The following is a 15,007-nucleotide window of genomic DNA, read 5'->3' on the forward strand; positions in this document are numbered from 1 at the left end:
AGCATCTCCGTGTTTTCAGGCCGAAGCATGATTGAAGCCGGTCCACGGATATGAGAAATTTATATTCATCATCCTTGCATGAGAGACGCTAATCCATGCGCAGCTTCACGAACTTCCAGACAGACCTGCTCCGCACCTTCGTTTCCGTCATCGACCTCGGCGCCTTCACGAAAGCCGGCGACGCGCTCGGCCGAACCCAGCCGGCCGTCTCGCTGCAGGTCAAGCGGCTTGAGGAACTCGTCGGCGCCCCCATCATCAGGCAGGTCGGACGCACGCTGCTGCTGACCAGCGAAGGCGAGATGCTGCTCAGCTACGCGCGGGAAATCCTGCGCCTCAACGACGAGGCGGCCTCCTATTTCAACCGCTCCAAGATAGCCGGGGTGATCCGCGTCGGCCTGCCCAACGACTACGCCGTCGCCTTCCTCCAGGGCGTCATCACGGAATATACGCGCCGGAATCCGGAAATCTCGCTCGAGCTGCATTGTGGCTGGAGTGCCGAGATACTCGACCGCCTGCGGGCCGACGAACTCGACCTGGCGGTCGCCATGGTCAACAATGAGCGGGCGCAGTACCTGTCGCGGTCATGGATCGAGCGGCCGATCTGGGCGGCGGCGGAGACCGCGACGTTCGACCGGAAGAAGGGAATACCGCTGGCGGCGCATCCAGAGGGCTGCGCCTACAGGGCGCGCATGATCCAGGCGCTTGACGCCGCGCAGATTCGCTGGCGAGTCGCCTATACCGGATCGGGGATCGGCGGGCTCCAGAACGCCGTGGTGAACGGTCTCGGCGCCAGCGCGCTGACCCGCTACACCATGCTGCCGGGCATGCGCGTCCTCGACGAAATGGACGGGTTTCCGTCGCTGGCCGAAATCCGGGTCGGGCTGTTCTACAAGCACCCGCGCCTGTCGGACGCCAGCATTCGCCTGGTCAATCACATCATCGCGCGCCTTGACGAAGCAGGCGTATCCAACGACCCGATAAGGCGTGCCGGGGAACTCGATCGTCAATAAGCAGGATAAATGCAAAAATTTTTAGAATTAATTTTTCAAATGTATTGGCCCTTCATAGCCTGAGATAGGCCAAAAAATGGAAGGGGAACTCCATGACCGATAATCTCTCGTCATCCCGCCGCGTCAGCCGACGCGGCCTTCTTCGCGGCGGTGCCGTTCTTGGCGGCGGCATGCTCGCAACGCCCTATCTCAGCCGGCTTGCCTTCGCCGCACCGGTCGAGCTCACGATGCTTGCCTGGTATGGCCATGCCGAGCCCGACGTGGTGAGCGAATTCGAGGCGGAGAACAACGTCAAGTTCAAGCCGAAATACTATACCGGCGGCGACAACATGCTGGGCCTCATATCGCAGTCGCCGCCCGGCACGTTCGACCTGATCCTGTCGGACGCCGAATACGTGCAGCAGCTCAACGCCGCCGGCTATATCGAGAAGCTCGACCCGGCCGACTATCCCTTCAACGACTTCTTCCCCGAATTCCAGCATTTCCCGGGTCATTGGCAGGACAACGACCTTTATTCGGTCATCACCCGGTTCGGCTTCCTCGGCGTCGCCTACAACACCGAGGCGATCACCGAAAAGGAGGCGTCGAGCTACAACATCTACTGGGCCGAGAAGCTGAAGGGCAAGGTGGGGCATTTCGACTGGCATCTGCCCAACCTCGGCCAGATCAGCCTGCTCAACGGAAACGCCAGCCCCTACGATATCGACGCGGCGGCATGGCAGGCGGTGCAGGACAAGACGATGACGCTGCGCCCGCAGATCGGCGGCTTCTTCGACTATGGCGGCACGTTCTCCTCGCTGCAGAACGGCCAGATGCTGGCGATGGCGGGCATCGGCGACTGGATCACCGGCACGCTCGAGAGGAGCGGAGCCAAGGTGCGCAGCGTCATCCCCGAAGAAGGCGGGCTGCAGTTCACCGAATCCTTCTCCATCGGCAAAGGCTCGCAGAAGGCGGATCTCGCCAAGAAATGGATCCAGTACATCACCTCGGCCAAGGGCCAGGTGAAGTCGGCCAACATGGCGGCCTATCCTTGCCTCATCCCGAACAAGAAGGGCTGGGAGCTTCTGGCAAAGGAGACGCCTGCCGAAGCCAAGCGGCAGGGCATGCTGCTCAACGAGCCGAACGCGATGGATCTCATCCGCGCCGGTCGCATAAAATACCGGCAATTGCCGGTCCAGCAGAGCCTTGAGGACTGGAACGACTTCTGGTCGGAATACAAGGGCTCCTGACCGCGGCCAATGGCGGACCGAAGACCAGGCAGGGCGGGCGGCGACGTTGCCCGCCCTGCTTGCCTTTTTTAAACCTGAAACCGACCGATCCGCGTCCGAACGGGACAGAAATGCGAAAATCGATCACGCTCTACGGCCTGACATTCTCAATGCCGATGCTGGTGTGGCAGCTGCTGTTCTTCCTGGCGCCGCTGCTCTTCCTGATCGCGCTCAGCTTCTGGTCGGTGAAAAATTTCCGCATGGTCCCGGATTTCAATCCGGACAACTGGACGCGGATGCTGGGCCGCGGGGTGTTCTGGGAAGCCTATTTCCGCACGCTTCTGCTTTCCGCCGCGGCCGCCGGTCTCACCAGCGTCCTGGCGTTTCCCTGCGCCTACGGCATCGCTTTCAAGCTGTCGGAATCGGCGCGGCGCTGGGCGGTGTTCCTGATGGTCATTCCCTTCTTCACCAGCTACCTCGTGCGCGTCTATTCCTGGCAGATATTCCTTTCCGACCACGGCATATTCAACGCCCTGTTCGCCAAGATCGGCCTTGGTCCGTTCGGGATGCTGAACTCCGTCTTCGGCGTGATGGTCGGTTATCTCACGCTGAGCTTCCCGCTCGTGGTGCTTCTGCAACTGTTCAGCCTCGTCTTCGTCGACAGGATGCTGATCGAGGCCGCGCACAATCTGCGCTGCGGCCGCCTGCGCACCGTGTTCGAAGTGGTCATTCCGGCCGCGCGGGTCGGCCTCGTCATCGCGGCGCTGTTCTGCTTCATCCTGACGTTCGGTGATTTCGTCAGCCCGCTATATCTCGGCGGTGGCGATCCCCCGACATTGTCCATCCTGATCACCGACACGACGAAATCCGGCCAGCAATGGCCGCGCGCGTCGGTGATCGCGCTTGCCATGATCGCCACGCTGCTCGCCGTGGCCTTCGCCGCCGTCAGCTACGCCTATCGGGAGAGGGGGCGATGAACGATTTCAACCGCAACCGGCTGATCGACTGGGCGCTGAAGATCTACATAGTGCTGTCGTTCGGCTTCATCTTCGCGCCGATCGCCGCGAGTTTCGTCTTCTCGCTCAATGTCGATCGCTTCCCGTCGCTGCCGCTCGGCGGATTCTCGACCGTCTGGTACGAGACGGTCTGGAACGACCCGCTGGTCTGGCAGGGGCTGCGCAACACGCTGGTCGTCGGCGTGGTGGCATCCGTGGTGTCGACCGCAATCGGGTTCGGCGCGGCCTACACCGACTTCCGATACAGATTCTTCGGCAAGCCGGTCTATGTCGCGCTGGCGCTGCTGCCGCCGACCATCCCCGTGGTCATTCTCGGACTTGCGATGCTGGCCTTCCTGTCCAACGTCAACCTGTCCGGCGCGACCTATTCGGTCGTCATCGCCCATGTCGTCATGTGCGCTCCCTTCGCCATGGCGATCTGCCGGCTGCGGCTGTCGCAGATGGACCCGTCGCTGGAAGCGGCGGCGTGGAATCTGGGCGCATCCGAATGGATGGCGATGCGCCATGTGATCGTGCCCTTCTGCCGGCCGGCGCTATTCGCCGCTGTGTTCATCACCATGGCGGTCTCCTTCGACGAGTTCGCCGTCGCCTGGTTCGTTTCCGGCCTGAACGAGACGCTGCCGGTCAAGGTGCTCGGCTTTCTCCAGGGCCAGGTCAGCCCGCGCATCAACGTCATCGGCACCTTCGTCTTCATCGTTTCCATGACGCTGGTGGTCGTGGCCCAGGTCCTTCTCATGAAACGCGGAGCCGCGCCGGCTGCGGCAGTCAAAGACACCGGAGTAGTCACACAATGACCGACCAGGCTCTCGTCGTCTTCGACGGCGTCGCGAAGCGGTTCGGCGCTTTCGTCGCCGTGGAGAAGATGAATCTCGACATCCGCAAGGGCGAGTTCCTTGCCATCATGGGTTCGAGCGGCTGCGGCAAGACGACCACGCTGCGTATGCTGGCGGGTCTCGAGGCGCCGAGCGAGGGCGAGATACGGCTCGCCGGCAAACGCATCAACGACCTGCCGACCTGGCAACGCGACACCCCGATGGTGTGGCAGAGCCTGGCCCTGTTTCCGTTCCTGACGGTGCGCGAGAACGTCGAGTTCAGCCTGCGCATGCGCGGCATCGAAAAAAGCGAGCGCCGGCGGCGCGTCGACAAATGGCTCGAACGGATGCAGATCGCCGAGTTCGCCGATCGCAACGTGGCGCATCTCTCGGGCGGCCAGCGCCAGCGCGTGGCGCTGGCGCGCTCGCTGGTCACGGAGCCCGAGATCCTGCTTCTGGACGAGCCGCTTTCGGCGCTGGACGCACATCTCAAGGTGCGCATGCAGACGGTCCTGTCGAACCTTCAGCGCGAGCTCGGCATCACGTTCGTCTACGTCACTCATAGCCAGTCGGAGGCGTTCTCGATGGCGGACCGCGTCGTCATCATGAGCCGCGGCCGCATCGAGCAGATCGGCGACCCGCAGGAGATCTACCGCGCGCCGCGCACCAGATTCGTCGCCGAATTCCTCGGCTCATCGAACATCTTCGGCGGCAGCGTCACGGCCGTCGGCAACGGGGCGGTCCGCGTCGCGACGCCCGCCGGCGAATTTGATATCGCGGCCAATCCGGTAAAAGCCTTGGCGAAGGGCGACAAGGCGACCTTCGTCGTCTCTGACGACCGCGTGCAACTCTCCAACGAGAAGCCGGCCGAGGGCATCAATGCGGTGCGGGCCTCCGTGGTAGGCGAGGAGTTCGTCGGCGCCACCGCCGTGATCCATCTCGAAGGTCCCGACGGCATCGAATTGAAAGCGCAGAAGAGCCATGACGAGCTCGAACATCTCAACCTGGCGCACAAAGCGGACGTCTGGCTGACCTGGCGGCCGGAAGCCGGCCATATCCTGCCAGGGGAATAAGCATCCCGCGCCGAGAATACTTTCGGACTGATGGTTGGTGACCACAAGGGCGTTCAAATATCCAATACGACCGAGTTTGATAGGAAGCGATGAGATGGAACCGATATGGATGCTCTTTCTTAACGTAGGCGATCATGATCAGTCGCCGCGCGATCTGACATTCTATTCTTTTATCGAAGCCTTTAGTGCTCTTAAATTGCCGTGGAAGAGCCTGACGGGGGTGAGTCGATCGGCTGGCTCTGCATTAACGAATAACCTCTTGAAGGTTGATGCCGTCCTTAAGATCTCCAACCCGGTACCGGGGCCTCGACTTGGCTGATCCAGAACGGTGTGGCAGCCAACACTGACGCTGGCGGTAGTGTGGTATTGTGTCCTGCGCAATGTGCAGAGAACGGGTGCCACGTCTTGCGACCACGCTTCGATCAGTGAAGTCATCACGATAACGGTTCCTCATGGGGTCATGTGATGTACTTATTTGCCGCCATTGGAACCGCGAACTACGGCTTTCGTGGCGGCAGCACTCGTAGGAACCGAGCAGGCCGCATTTTCCAATCAGGCGTTGGGAGTGGCCAATATGGGATATCGTTCAGCGGGTCGCATGCTCGCGCTGTCAATGACGGTGCTTTCGCCGCTTTGCGCGCAACCTGTGCAGGCACAGGACGCGATTTCCGTCATGAGCTTCGGCGGAGCCTATCAGGAAGCGCAACGCAAGGCGGTTTTCGAAACCTATACCGCCAGCACAGGGATCAAGATCGACGAACAGGAGTATGGCGGCGAGATCGCCAAGATAAAGGCCATGATCGAGTCCGGCAACACAACGGTGGACGCGGTGGACGTCGATGCGCCGACCTTGCTGCAAGGGTGCGACGAGGGCATATTCGAGAAGATCGATTGGGCGAAGATCGGACCCGAGGATGACTGGATCAAGGGGACGACGTCCGACTGTGGCGTGGGGACGATCGTCTATGCCACGATCCTGGCCTACGACGGGGCCAAGCTCCCGGACGGTCCCAAGACGATCAAGGATCTGTTCGACACCAAGAAGTTTCCTGGAAAGCGCGGGCTTTGGAAGAACCCGGCCACCAATCTCGAATTCGCGTTGCTCGCTGATGGCGTCGCGCCAGACAAGGTCTATGAAACGCTGTCGACCCCAGAAGGAGTCGACCGCGCCTTCGCCAAGCTCGACACGATCAAGGACAGCATCGTTTGGTGGGAAGCAGGCGCCCAGGCGCCGCAATTGCTCGCCTCCGGCGAAGTCGCGATGACGACCGCCTGGAACGGCCGCATCTACAACGCCAATAAGGAAGGTAAGGATTTCAGGATCGTGTGGGACAACCAGATCCTCGATTCCAACTACTGGGTGATCCCGAAGGGCGCGAAAAATCCCGAGGCGTCCCTTGCGTTCATCAAGTATGCGGCGGAGCCAAAAGTGCTCGCGGGCATTACCAAATACATCCCGTATGGTCCGGTGCGGAAATCGGCGGCCGAGTTCGTGGCGCCCGAGGACGCCAAGAATCTGCCCACCAGCCCACAGAACCTGACGGTTTCGTTGACCCTCGACAACGGCTTCTGGGCCGACAACGGAGAGGAAATCCGTAAGCGCTTCACGACCTGGCTCGCACAATAGGGCCGATGGCCGAAGGGAGGAAATCGATGAACGTTTCCCAGCAAGTGCCACTGGCGATGGATCGTTCAGTCGATGCCCTCGTTCGGTTCGAGGACGTGAAGAAGTCCTACGACGGAATCGCCTTCGTGGTGAAAGACTTGAACCTGGCGGTTCGTCGCGGCGAATTCCTGACAATGCTGGGGCCTTCGGGCTCCGGCAAGACTACGACGCTGATGATGCTGGGCGGTTTCGAACGGCCGACGCTCGGTCGCATCCTGCTCGACGACAAGCCTGTCGAGCGGCTGCCACCGGAAAAGCGCAACATCGGTTTCGTATTCCAGAACTACGCTCTCTTTCCCCATATGACGGTGGCGGAGAACGTCGCGTTTCCGCTACGCTACCGTGGGATCGCGGGCGCCGCCGCGAAGGAAAAGGTCCGTCAGGCGCTTGGCCGGGTCAGCCTCGACAACTTGGGCGACCGCCGCCCGGCACAGCTTTCCGGCGGTCAGCAGCAGCGCGTCGCTCTCGCCCGCGCCCTGGTGTTCGAGCCGTCGCTGGTCCTGATGGACGAGCCGCTCGGCGCGCTCGACAAACAACTGCGCGAGCGCATGCAGCTCGAGATCAAGCAGTTGCAAGTATCGCTCGGCATCACCATGGTCTACGTCACTCACGACCAGTCCGAAGCCCTGACGATGTCGGACAGGATCGCCGTTTTCCATGACGGCCGCATCCAGCAGCTTGCCGATCCTGAAACGCTCTACAACGAACCGTCCAACCGCTTCGTCGCCTCCTTCATTGGCGAAAACAATACGCTGCCCTGCACCCCGGCCGGACGCGAAGGAGAACTGGCCGTGGTGCGCATGGCGGACGGCACCGTGTTCAAGGCCGCAAGCGCCGATATTTCCGGTCCTGGCGAGATGAGTGTTTCGGTACGGCCGGAAAGCCTCGTTCTAGCCGATGGAGAAGCCCGCGCCGATCTCAACCGTTTTTCGGGCAAGGCACGCGACGTCTTCTTCCTAGGCGACCACATGCGGTTGTCGGTGGAGGCATTTGGTGGCCAGACGCTGACGGCCCGCATCCCGGCACACCAAGCGCGGCATTTCGCGCCGGGCGAGGACGTCATACTCGAATGCGGCGTATCCGAATGCCGCCTCTTGGGGGCGTAAAGTCATGACCGCTGCCGATATCGAGCGCATCAACGTCTTCATGGCCGTGCGGCGCGCCGAACGGCCGGCGCGACGGGCCGCTCTGTCGCTTGCGCTACCACTGGTCGTCTTTCTTCTCGTCGTCTTCGTGGCGCCAATCCTCTATCTGCTCGTCACCGCGGTCGGGAACCCGGAGACACGCGAGGTGCTGCCGCGGACGCTTGTCGCACTTGAAGGCTGGGATGGCGCGTCGACTCCCGCGGAGCCCGTCTACGCGGCCTTTGCCGCAGACTTGAAAGTCGCCAAGGACAACAGCACGGCCGCCTTGGTCGGCAAGCGCCTCAACTACGAGATTTCCGGTATGCGCGGTCGCATCCTAGCCGCCGCCCGCATGGTCGACCGGCTCGACGTCGGTCCTTACAAGGAACGATTCCTCGAACTCAACAAAGACTGGGGATCGCCGGACGTCTGGGCGGTGATCAAGCGCAACGGCTCCGCCTTCACTCCGTTTTACCTGCTGAGCGCCGTCGATCTGAAGCAGAACCCCGACAATTCGCTCGGACGAGTCGAGGGAGACCAGGCGATCTTTCTCGATGTCCTGGGACGGACGCTGTTCGTGGCGGCCGTGGTGACCCTGTTCACGCTTGTCCTCGGCTATCCCGTCGCCTACGTCCTCACCATCGCGCCGAAGGCGGTCGCGGGGATCATGATGCTGATGGTGCTCCTGCCGCTATGGACGTCGTTGCTCGTGCGCACGACTGCCTGGGTCGTCCTCCTGCAATCGAACGGCGTCATCAACGATGCTCTAATGGCCCTGCACATTACCAGCGAAAGGCTCCAGTTCATCTTCACGCGTGTTGGCACGGTCACGGCGATGACGCACATCCAGCTTCCCTTCACCATCCTGCCGATCTACAGTGTCATGCGTTCAATTCCGACCACGCAACTGCGCGCCGCCCGCTCGCTCGGCGCGCCCCCGATCTCGGCGTTCTGGCGGATCTATGCGCCTCAGACACTGCCCGGTGTCGTCGCGGGGTGCCTGATGACGTTCATCCTTTCGCTCGGCTACTACATCACTCCGGCGCTCGTGGGCGGGCCACGTGACCAGATGGTCTCGAACTTCATCGCCGTCTTCATCAACCGCGACCTCAACTGGGGGCTGGCTTCGAGCCTTGGCGTCGTCTTGCTTGTCGTGACGCTCGCTATCTACCTGTTGTTCCTGCGCCTCGTCGGCGCTGACAAGATCAAGCTGGGGTGACGCCATGTGGTTGCCTTCCTACGCGACTCCTTTTGAACGGTTGACACGGACGCTTGTGGTGGCGTTCGCCGTCGCCGTACTGCTATTCCTGATCGCACCGTTGTTCATCATCGTGCCGTTGTCCTTTTCGAAGGATCCGTTCTTCACACTTCCGGTCCGAGAATATTCGTTACGCTGGTATGCGGATTTCTTCGGCAACACGCGATGGATGAACGCCATCTTCAACAGCGCCGTCGCGGCGGTGATGACAACCGTGCTGGCGACGACGCTCGGCACGCTGGCGGCCCTGGGAATCTCACGTCCCGATTTTCCGGCACGCCGGCTCATCATGGCGCTCTTGATTTCACCGATGATCGTGCCGATCGTCATCGTAGCGGTCGGCAGCTATCTGTTCTTCGGCCAGTTCGGCCTGACCAATACGCGCACCGGCTTGGTGCTGGCGCATACTGCCCTGGCCACGCCATTCGTCGTGATCACGGTCACGGCGACGCTGTCAACTTACGACACCAACCTGACCCGCGCGGCGCTTAGCCTCGGCGCCCCGGCGATGTCCGCCTTCTTCCGCGTGACCTTGCCGAACATTTTGCCAGGCGTGGTTTCCGGCGCCATCTTCGCCTTCGCCATTTCCTTCGACGAGGTCGTGGTGGCATTGTTCATGACGGCTGCCGAGCAGCGCACACTGCCGGTCCAGATGTTTTCCGGCATCCGCGACCAGATCAACCCGACCATCATGGCGGCGGCAACGCTGCTGCTGGCTCTTTCGATCACCCTATTCGCGGTCCTGGCCATGCTGACGAGGCAGCGCGGCAAGCCGACGACCTCGGCTTGACCGCGGCTCGCAGGCAGGTGCCTCAAACCGCCTTAGCGTCGCCGTCGTTCGCCACGAACATGTCGGCGAAGCGAGCTGCGAAACTTTGCGCCACCGCCGATCGCTTTCGATCAGGCACGACATAGATGCCGACCACGACGTCGGCCAGACGAGGCAGGTGGCTCGAAGGCCCCATGATCCGCAATGCCGAGGGAATGATCCTGCGCGCCAGTACGGTCATGCCGAACCCGGCGCCCACAGCCGCTTCCAGGCCGGACAGGCTCGGGCTCGTGTAGACGATCTCGAAATTGCGTCCGTCACGCTGCAACGCCGTCAGCATGTTGCGGCGATAGAGACAGCCTTCGGGATAGCAGACAATGCGAAGCCGTTTTCTGTCATCGACGTCTTCCGGAACAGCATCGAGCGGTTCCGCGCCGACCCAGGCCAGCGGTTCCTTCCAGGTCATGAACGCGCCTTCCGAGGGCCCGTCGGCCGTCATCGCCACCACAATATCGAACTGGCCGTTGCGCAAGCCGCGCAACAGGTTGTGGGAAAGATCGCAGACGACGTCGAAGGTGATATCGCCGCCGTCCCGGGCAAGAGTCGCCATCAACTTAGGCAGGAAGTGGTCCGCATAGTCGTTGGGGATGCCCAGCCGCAGCTTGCCTTTGCTGTCGCGGTTGGAAAGCTTCAGCATCATCTCGTCGTTGAGCGCCAGAATCTGACGGGCATATCCTGCAACTATTTCCCCATGCTCGGTCGGTTGTGCGCCGCCTTCCTTGGCGAACAGCGAAACGCCCAGCAATTCCTGCAGCTTCTTCATCTGCAGGCTGATCGCCGGTTGGGTGCGGCCAAGCTGTTCACCGGCGCGCGTATAACCGCGTAGGTCGATAACCGTCACGAAGGCACGAAGCAGGTCAGTAGGGATGCTGCGCATGGCACTCCATCCTCCAGCGGGACATAAAATCATGCGGCGCCGCACAAACGCAAGCGGGCCTCTGGTTTCCCAAAGGCCCGCCTCGCAGTTCAGACCGCCCGTCAGGGCTTGACGATATTGTGCTCCGGTCCGAATGGGAACTTGGTGATGTTTTCCGAACTGTTCTCGCCGATCACGAGGATATCGTGCTCGCGATAGCCGCCGGCGCCGGTCATTCCTTCCGGCAAGGTCACCATCGGCTCCATCGAAACGACCATGCCCGGCTGAAGGACGGTGTTGATGTCCTCGCGCAGTTCGACGCCGGCTTCGCGGCCATAGTAGTGTGACAGCACGCCGAAGGAATGTCCGTAGCCGAACGAGCGATAGCCGAGCAGACCGTGGCTTCGGTAGATGTCGTTCAACTCGGTCGCCACGTCGCCACAGCGAGCACCGGGTTTCAGGAGTTCGAGGCCACGGCGGTGCACCTTGCAATTGACCTCCCAAATGCGCAGGTGTTCATCGCTTGCGTGGTCAAGGAACAGGGTGCGCTCCAGCGCGGTGTAGTAGCCCGAAATCATCGGGAAGCAGTTGAGCGAAAGGATGTCGCCTTTCTGAACTTTGCGCGACGTCACTGGATTATGGGCGCCATCGGTGTTGATGCCGGACTGGAACCAGACCCAGGTGTCCATCAATTCGGCGTGCGGGAAGGTCTTCGCGATATGGCGCACCATTGCCTGCGTGCCCGCAAGCGCCACCTCGTATTCCGGAACGCCTTCGCGGATCGCATCGCGGACCGCTTCGCCGCCGATGTCGGCGGTGCGCGCGCCTTCCTTGATCAGGGCGATTTCCTCCGCCGACTTGATCGTGCGCAGCCACATCGTGGGCGAGCCGATATCGACGAACTCCACCTCCGGAAAGGAGTCCTGCAAAAGCTTGCGCAACTCGATATTGACGTGGTCGAACTCGATGCCGAGACGCTTCACGCCCGGCAGCGACTCCTGCAGCGCGTGGAAGTAGTTGTCGCGACGCCAGTCGGTATAGGTGACGTTGTCGCCGAACGTGCGGCGCCAAGGCTGGCCTGCGTCGATGCCGGCGGACACGGAAATCGCCTTCTGCGGCGTGACGACGAAGGCATAGCGGCGTCCGAAGTAGCAGTACAGGAAGTCGGAGAAGTAGCAGATGTTGTGATAGGAAGTGAGGATCGCGGCGTCGAGCTTCAGCTCGGTCAGGATCTTACGCAGACCGTCCTGCCGGCGCGTCATTTCCGCCGCGCTGAAGGTCGGAACGGCCTTTTCGCCGTTGTGCATGTTCTGCAGCCGAAGCAATTCGTTCGGCATGCCTTTGGCATAGACGTTCATCGTTCCATTTCCTTTGCATCGAAATCAGGGTGGTCGAGCTCGGAAGGGACTATAGAAAGGCCGCGCCGCTGCAGGAAATTAGAAGTCGCTATCAATCAATTACAGTTTTTAATCGCGCTGCCGCCGCCGCCGCCAAGAGAGGTATCTACGGCGGGCCGTGCGAGGCGCACCGCCACCTCACGCGTGCTGCCAAAGACAACACCCGACCCTCAGCATTCCGGCAGATTTACTGCGAGGCCTCCCAGGCTGGTCTCCTTGAACTTTACGCTCATCTCCTCGCCGGTCTGGCGCATCGCTTCGATGCAGTTGTCGAGCGGCATGAAGTGCGTACCGTCACCACGCAGCGCAAGCGAGGCGGCGGCTACGGCTTTGGTCGCTCCTATCCCGTTGCGTTCGATGCAGGGAACCTGCACAAGTCCCCGCACCGGATCGCAAGTCATGCCGAGATGATGCTCAAGCGCGATCTCGGCGGCGTTTTCGATCTGCTCAGGCGTGCCGCCGAGCACGGCGCAGAGGCCTGCCGCCGCCATGGCTGCCGCAGACCCAACTTCGCCCTGACAGCCGGCTTCGGCACCGGAAATCGAGGCGTTGTGCTTGATCAGCCCGCCGATGGCCGCGGCAGTGAGCAGGAAGTCGGGGACCTTGGTGGGTTCGGCGCCGGCGCAGTGGTCGAGGTAATAGCGCAATACTGCTGGGACGACGCCCGCAGCCCCATTGGTAGGCGCCGTCACAACCTGTCCTCCGGCGGCGTTCTCCTCGTTGACGGCCATGGCGTATACGCTTAGCCAATCCGACGCGGCGTGCGGCTGGCTCGAATTGCCCAGCCGTTCGGCAAGAAGCTGCTGATGGATTCCCCTCGCCCTCCGTCGCACGTGCAATCCTCCAGGCAACTCGCCGTCCCGCGCCATGCCCCGGTCGATGCTTGTGTTCATCACCGACCAGATGTGCGCCAGCCCCCGCTCGACCTCAGGAGCAGGGAGGACAGCGATCTCGTTCTCGCGCTTCATCGCAGCGACGGAAAGCCCGGTCTCGCGCGACATGGCGAGCATCGAAGCGGCGCTGTCGAAGGGATACGGCCATTGCGCCAAGCCGCTAGCCGCCATCGTGGGCGCCTGGCGTTCGGCGGCGGTGACGACGAAGCCGCCGCCGATGGAATAGTAGGTTTCCGCCAGGACGATGCTGCCGTGAACGTCCAGCGCGGCGAACACCAGTCCGTTGGCGTGACCGGGCAGCGGTGGCCCGTAGTCGAAGATGATGTCGGCGGCGGGATCGAAAGCGAGCGGCGGCAAGCTCCGCGAACGCAGCCGGCGGCTTTCATGAAGCGCTACGAGCTCGCGCTCGGCTCGGTCTGGGTCCAGATCGGCGGGCAGGTAGCCAAGCAGGCCGAGCGCCACGGCGCGGTCCGTGGCATGGCCCTTGCCGGTGAAGGCGAGGGAGCCGTGCAGCGTCGCCATGAGCCTTGCGGAGCGCTGTCTTTCCGGGGCGTCGCGCAGCAGATCGAGAAACCGCGCCGCCGCCGTCATCGGGCCCATCGTGTGCGATGACGAAGGCCCAACGCCGATCTTGAAGACATCGAAAACACTCACGAACATGCCATACCTCATCGACCACGCGGTCCGCTCCGCGCGCGTCAGGCCGGATGATTGTCAGCGTTCAGCCGTAGATCGGAAAGCGGCGGCAGAGGTCCGTGACCTCGGCCAGCACGTACCGCTCCACCGCAGCGTCGCCTTCCGTGTCCTTTTCGGCCAGCGCGTCGATCACCTTGAGGATCAGTTCGCCGACGCGGCGGAACTCCGCCTCGCCGAAGCCGCGCGTCGTTCCGGCCGAGCTGCCGACGCGGATGCCCGAGGTGACGAAAGGCTTTTCCGGATCGTTCGGGATCGCGTTCTTGTTGCAGGTCAGGCCAGCGCGTTCCAGCGCGACCTCGGCCGCCTTGCCCGTTACGCCCTTGGGACGCAGGTCGACCAGCACCATGTGGCTGTCGGTGCCGCCCGAGACGATGCCGAGGCCGCCATCCGTCAGCACTTTCGCCAATGCCTGTGCGTTGGCGATGACCCGGCCGGCGTAGTCGGCGAAATCGGGCCGCAGCGCCTCGCCGAAGGCGACCGCCTTGGCGGCGATGACATGCATCAGCGGGCCGCCCTGGTTGCCAGGGAACACCGCCGAATTCAGCTTCTTCGCCAGCGCCTCGTCATTGGTCAGGATGACGCCGCCGCGCGGGCCGCGCAGCGTCTTGTGCGTGGTCGAGGTGACGACATGGGCGTGCGGTACCGGGCTCGGGTAGTGTCCGCCGGCGATCAGGCCCGCGTAGTGAGCCATGTCCACCATCAACCAGGCACCCACCTCGTCGGCGATCCGGCGGAAGCCCGCGAAGTCGATCCTGCGCGGATAGGCCGAGGCCCCGGCGATGATGAGCTTCGGCCTCGTCTCCAGCGCCCTTTCGCGGACCTTCTCCATGTCGATCAGATGGGTTTCGGGATCGACTTCGTAAGAAACCACGTCGAACCACTTGCCCGACATGGTGACGGGCGAGCCGTGGGTAAGGTGGCCGCCATGCGCAAGCGACATGCCCATGACCCGGTCGCCAGGCTGCAGCAGCGCCAGGAACACCGCCTGGTTCGCCTGTGCGCCGGAGTGCGGCTGAACGTTGGCGTATTCCGCCCCGAACAGCTTCTTCAGACGCTCGATGGCGACTTCCTCGACCTTGTCGACGAATTCGCAACCGCCGTAGTAGCGCTTGCCCGGATAGCCTTCGGCGTATTTGTTGGTGAGCACCGAGCCCTGCGCGGCGAGCACG

At 62.4% G+C, this 15,007-nt stretch carries 13 protein-coding genes; 9 read left to right on the forward strand and 4 right to left on the reverse strand.

The genetic code is table 11. The features are described from left to right. The first annotated feature begins 95 nt into the window (after nt 1-95). From QFZ88_RS28860 to QFZ88_RS28900, 9 genes are all read left to right on the forward strand, one after another. Nucleotides 96-1,010, forward strand: a complete 915-nt coding sequence (locus QFZ88_RS28860; RefSeq protein ID WP_065996688.1) for a LysR substrate-binding domain-containing protein — start codon at nt 96-98, stop codon at nt 1,008-1,010. Nucleotides 1,011-1,102: 92 nt separating this feature from the next. Next, nucleotides 1,103-2,239, forward strand: a complete 1,137-nt coding sequence (locus tag QFZ88_RS28865) for a polyamine ABC transporter substrate-binding protein (protein WP_065996689.1) — start codon at nt 1,103-1,105, stop codon at nt 2,237-2,239. 110 nt (nt 2,240-2,349) lie between these two features. Next, nucleotides 2,350-3,195: an ABC transporter permease gene (locus tag QFZ88_RS28870; protein WP_065996690.1), complete on the forward strand. Its 846-nt coding sequence runs from the start codon at nt 2,350-2,352 to the stop codon at nt 3,193-3,195. After that, nucleotides 3,192-4,028: an ABC transporter permease gene (locus QFZ88_RS28875; RefSeq protein WP_065996691.1), complete on the forward strand. Its 837-nt coding sequence runs from the start codon at nt 3,192-3,194 to the stop codon at nt 4,026-4,028. Before QFZ88_RS28870 ends, QFZ88_RS28875 begins: the two co-directional genes overlap by 4 nt. After that, nucleotides 4,025-5,119, forward strand: a complete 1,095-nt coding sequence (locus QFZ88_RS28880; protein WP_065996692.1) for an ABC transporter ATP-binding protein — start codon at nt 4,025-4,027, stop codon at nt 5,117-5,119. The genes QFZ88_RS28875 and QFZ88_RS28880 overlap by 4 nt, the downstream gene beginning before the upstream one ends. A gap of 508 nt (nt 5,120-5,627) precedes the next feature. Continuing rightward, a complete protein-coding gene (locus QFZ88_RS28885; protein ID WP_246192407.1) occupies nt 5,628-6,746 on the forward strand; it encodes an ABC transporter substrate-binding protein in 1,119 nt (372 codons plus the stop codon). A gap of 26 nt (nt 6,747-6,772) precedes the next feature. After that, a complete protein-coding gene (locus QFZ88_RS28890) occupies nt 6,773-7,891 on the forward strand; it encodes an ABC transporter ATP-binding protein (protein WP_245317385.1) in 1,119 nt (372 codons plus the stop codon). A gap of 4 nt (nt 7,892-7,895) precedes the next feature. Beyond that, nucleotides 7,896-9,128 carry an ABC transporter permease gene (locus tag QFZ88_RS28895; protein WP_065996694.1) on the forward strand — a complete coding sequence of 411 codons (1,233 nt, stop codon included), beginning with the start codon at nt 7,896-7,898 and terminating at the stop codon, nt 9,126-9,128. 4 nt (nt 9,129-9,132) lie between these two features. Further along, nucleotides 9,133-9,957, forward strand: coding sequence for an ABC transporter permease (locus QFZ88_RS28900; RefSeq protein ID WP_065996695.1), 825 nt, complete (start codon nt 9,133-9,135; stop codon nt 9,955-9,957). Nucleotides 9,958-9,979: 22 nt separating this feature from the next. Here the strand turns inward: QFZ88_RS28900 and QFZ88_RS28905 are convergent, their stop codons facing one another. The 4 genes from QFZ88_RS28905 to glyA all read right to left on the reverse strand — a co-directional run. Further along, complete coding sequence (locus QFZ88_RS28905) at nt 9,980-10,873, reverse strand: LysR substrate-binding domain-containing protein (RefSeq protein WP_065996696.1); 894 nt, start codon at nt 10,871-10,873, stop codon at nt 9,980-9,982. Between the two features lie 101 nt (nt 10,874-10,974). After that, complete coding sequence (locus QFZ88_RS28910; protein WP_065996718.1) at nt 10,975-12,189, reverse strand: M24 family metallopeptidase; 1,215 nt, start codon at nt 12,187-12,189, stop codon at nt 10,975-10,977. Nucleotides 12,190-12,419: 230 nt separating this feature from the next. Continuing rightward, on the reverse strand, nt 12,420-13,802 hold the full coding sequence (locus QFZ88_RS28915) for an L-serine ammonia-lyase (RefSeq protein WP_065996697.1): 1,383 nt from the start codon (nt 13,800-13,802) through the stop codon (nt 12,420-12,422). 61 nt (nt 13,803-13,863) lie between these two features. Continuing rightward, on the reverse strand, nt 13,864-15,007 hold a 1,144-nt coding region (glyA, locus tag QFZ88_RS28920; protein ID WP_307420930.1), incomplete at its 5' end, for a serine hydroxymethyltransferase.

This window comes from Mesorhizobium sp. YL-MeA3-2017 (assembly GCF_030814575.1).
GTDB lineage: Bacteria > Pseudomonadota > Alphaproteobacteria > Rhizobiales > Rhizobiaceae > Mesorhizobium > Mesorhizobium terrae.

What these genes read in the sequence shown, in the direction of transcription:
- QFZ88_RS28860 (WP_065996688.1), top strand. Translation starts at nt 96, where the DNA reads ATGCGCAGCTTCACGAACTTCCAGACAGACCTGCTCCGCACCTTCGTT.
- QFZ88_RS28865 (WP_065996689.1), top strand. Translation starts at nt 1,103, where the DNA reads ATGACCGATAATCTCTCGTCATCCCGCCGCGTCAGCCGACGCGGCCTT.
- QFZ88_RS28870 (WP_065996690.1), top strand. Translation starts at nt 2,350, where the DNA reads ATGCGAAAATCGATCACGCTCTACGGCCTGACATTCTCAATGCCGATG.
- QFZ88_RS28875 (WP_065996691.1), top strand. Translation starts at nt 3,192, where the DNA reads ATGAACGATTTCAACCGCAACCGGCTGATCGACTGGGCGCTGAAGATC.
- QFZ88_RS28880 (WP_065996692.1), top strand. Translation starts at nt 4,025, where the DNA reads ATGACCGACCAGGCTCTCGTCGTCTTCGACGGCGTCGCGAAGCGGTTC.
- QFZ88_RS28890 (WP_245317385.1), top strand. Translation starts at nt 6,773, where the DNA reads ATGAACGTTTCCCAGCAAGTGCCACTGGCGATGGATCGTTCAGTCGAT.
- QFZ88_RS28895 (WP_065996694.1), top strand. Translation starts at nt 7,896, where the DNA reads ATGACCGCTGCCGATATCGAGCGCATCAACGTCTTCATGGCCGTGCGG.
- QFZ88_RS28900 (WP_065996695.1), top strand. Translation starts at nt 9,133, where the DNA reads ATGTGGTTGCCTTCCTACGCGACTCCTTTTGAACGGTTGACACGGACG.
- QFZ88_RS28905 (WP_065996696.1), bottom strand. Translation starts at nt 10,873, where the DNA reads ATGCGCAGCATCCCTACTGACCTGCTTCGTGCCTTCGTGACGGTTATC.
- QFZ88_RS28910 (WP_065996718.1), bottom strand. Translation starts at nt 12,189, where the DNA reads ATGCCGAACGAATTGCTTCGGCTGCAGAACATGCACAACGGCGAAAAG.
- QFZ88_RS28915 (WP_065996697.1), bottom strand. Translation starts at nt 13,802, where the DNA reads ATGTTCGTGAGTGTTTTCGATGTCTTCAAGATCGGCGTTGGGCCTTCG.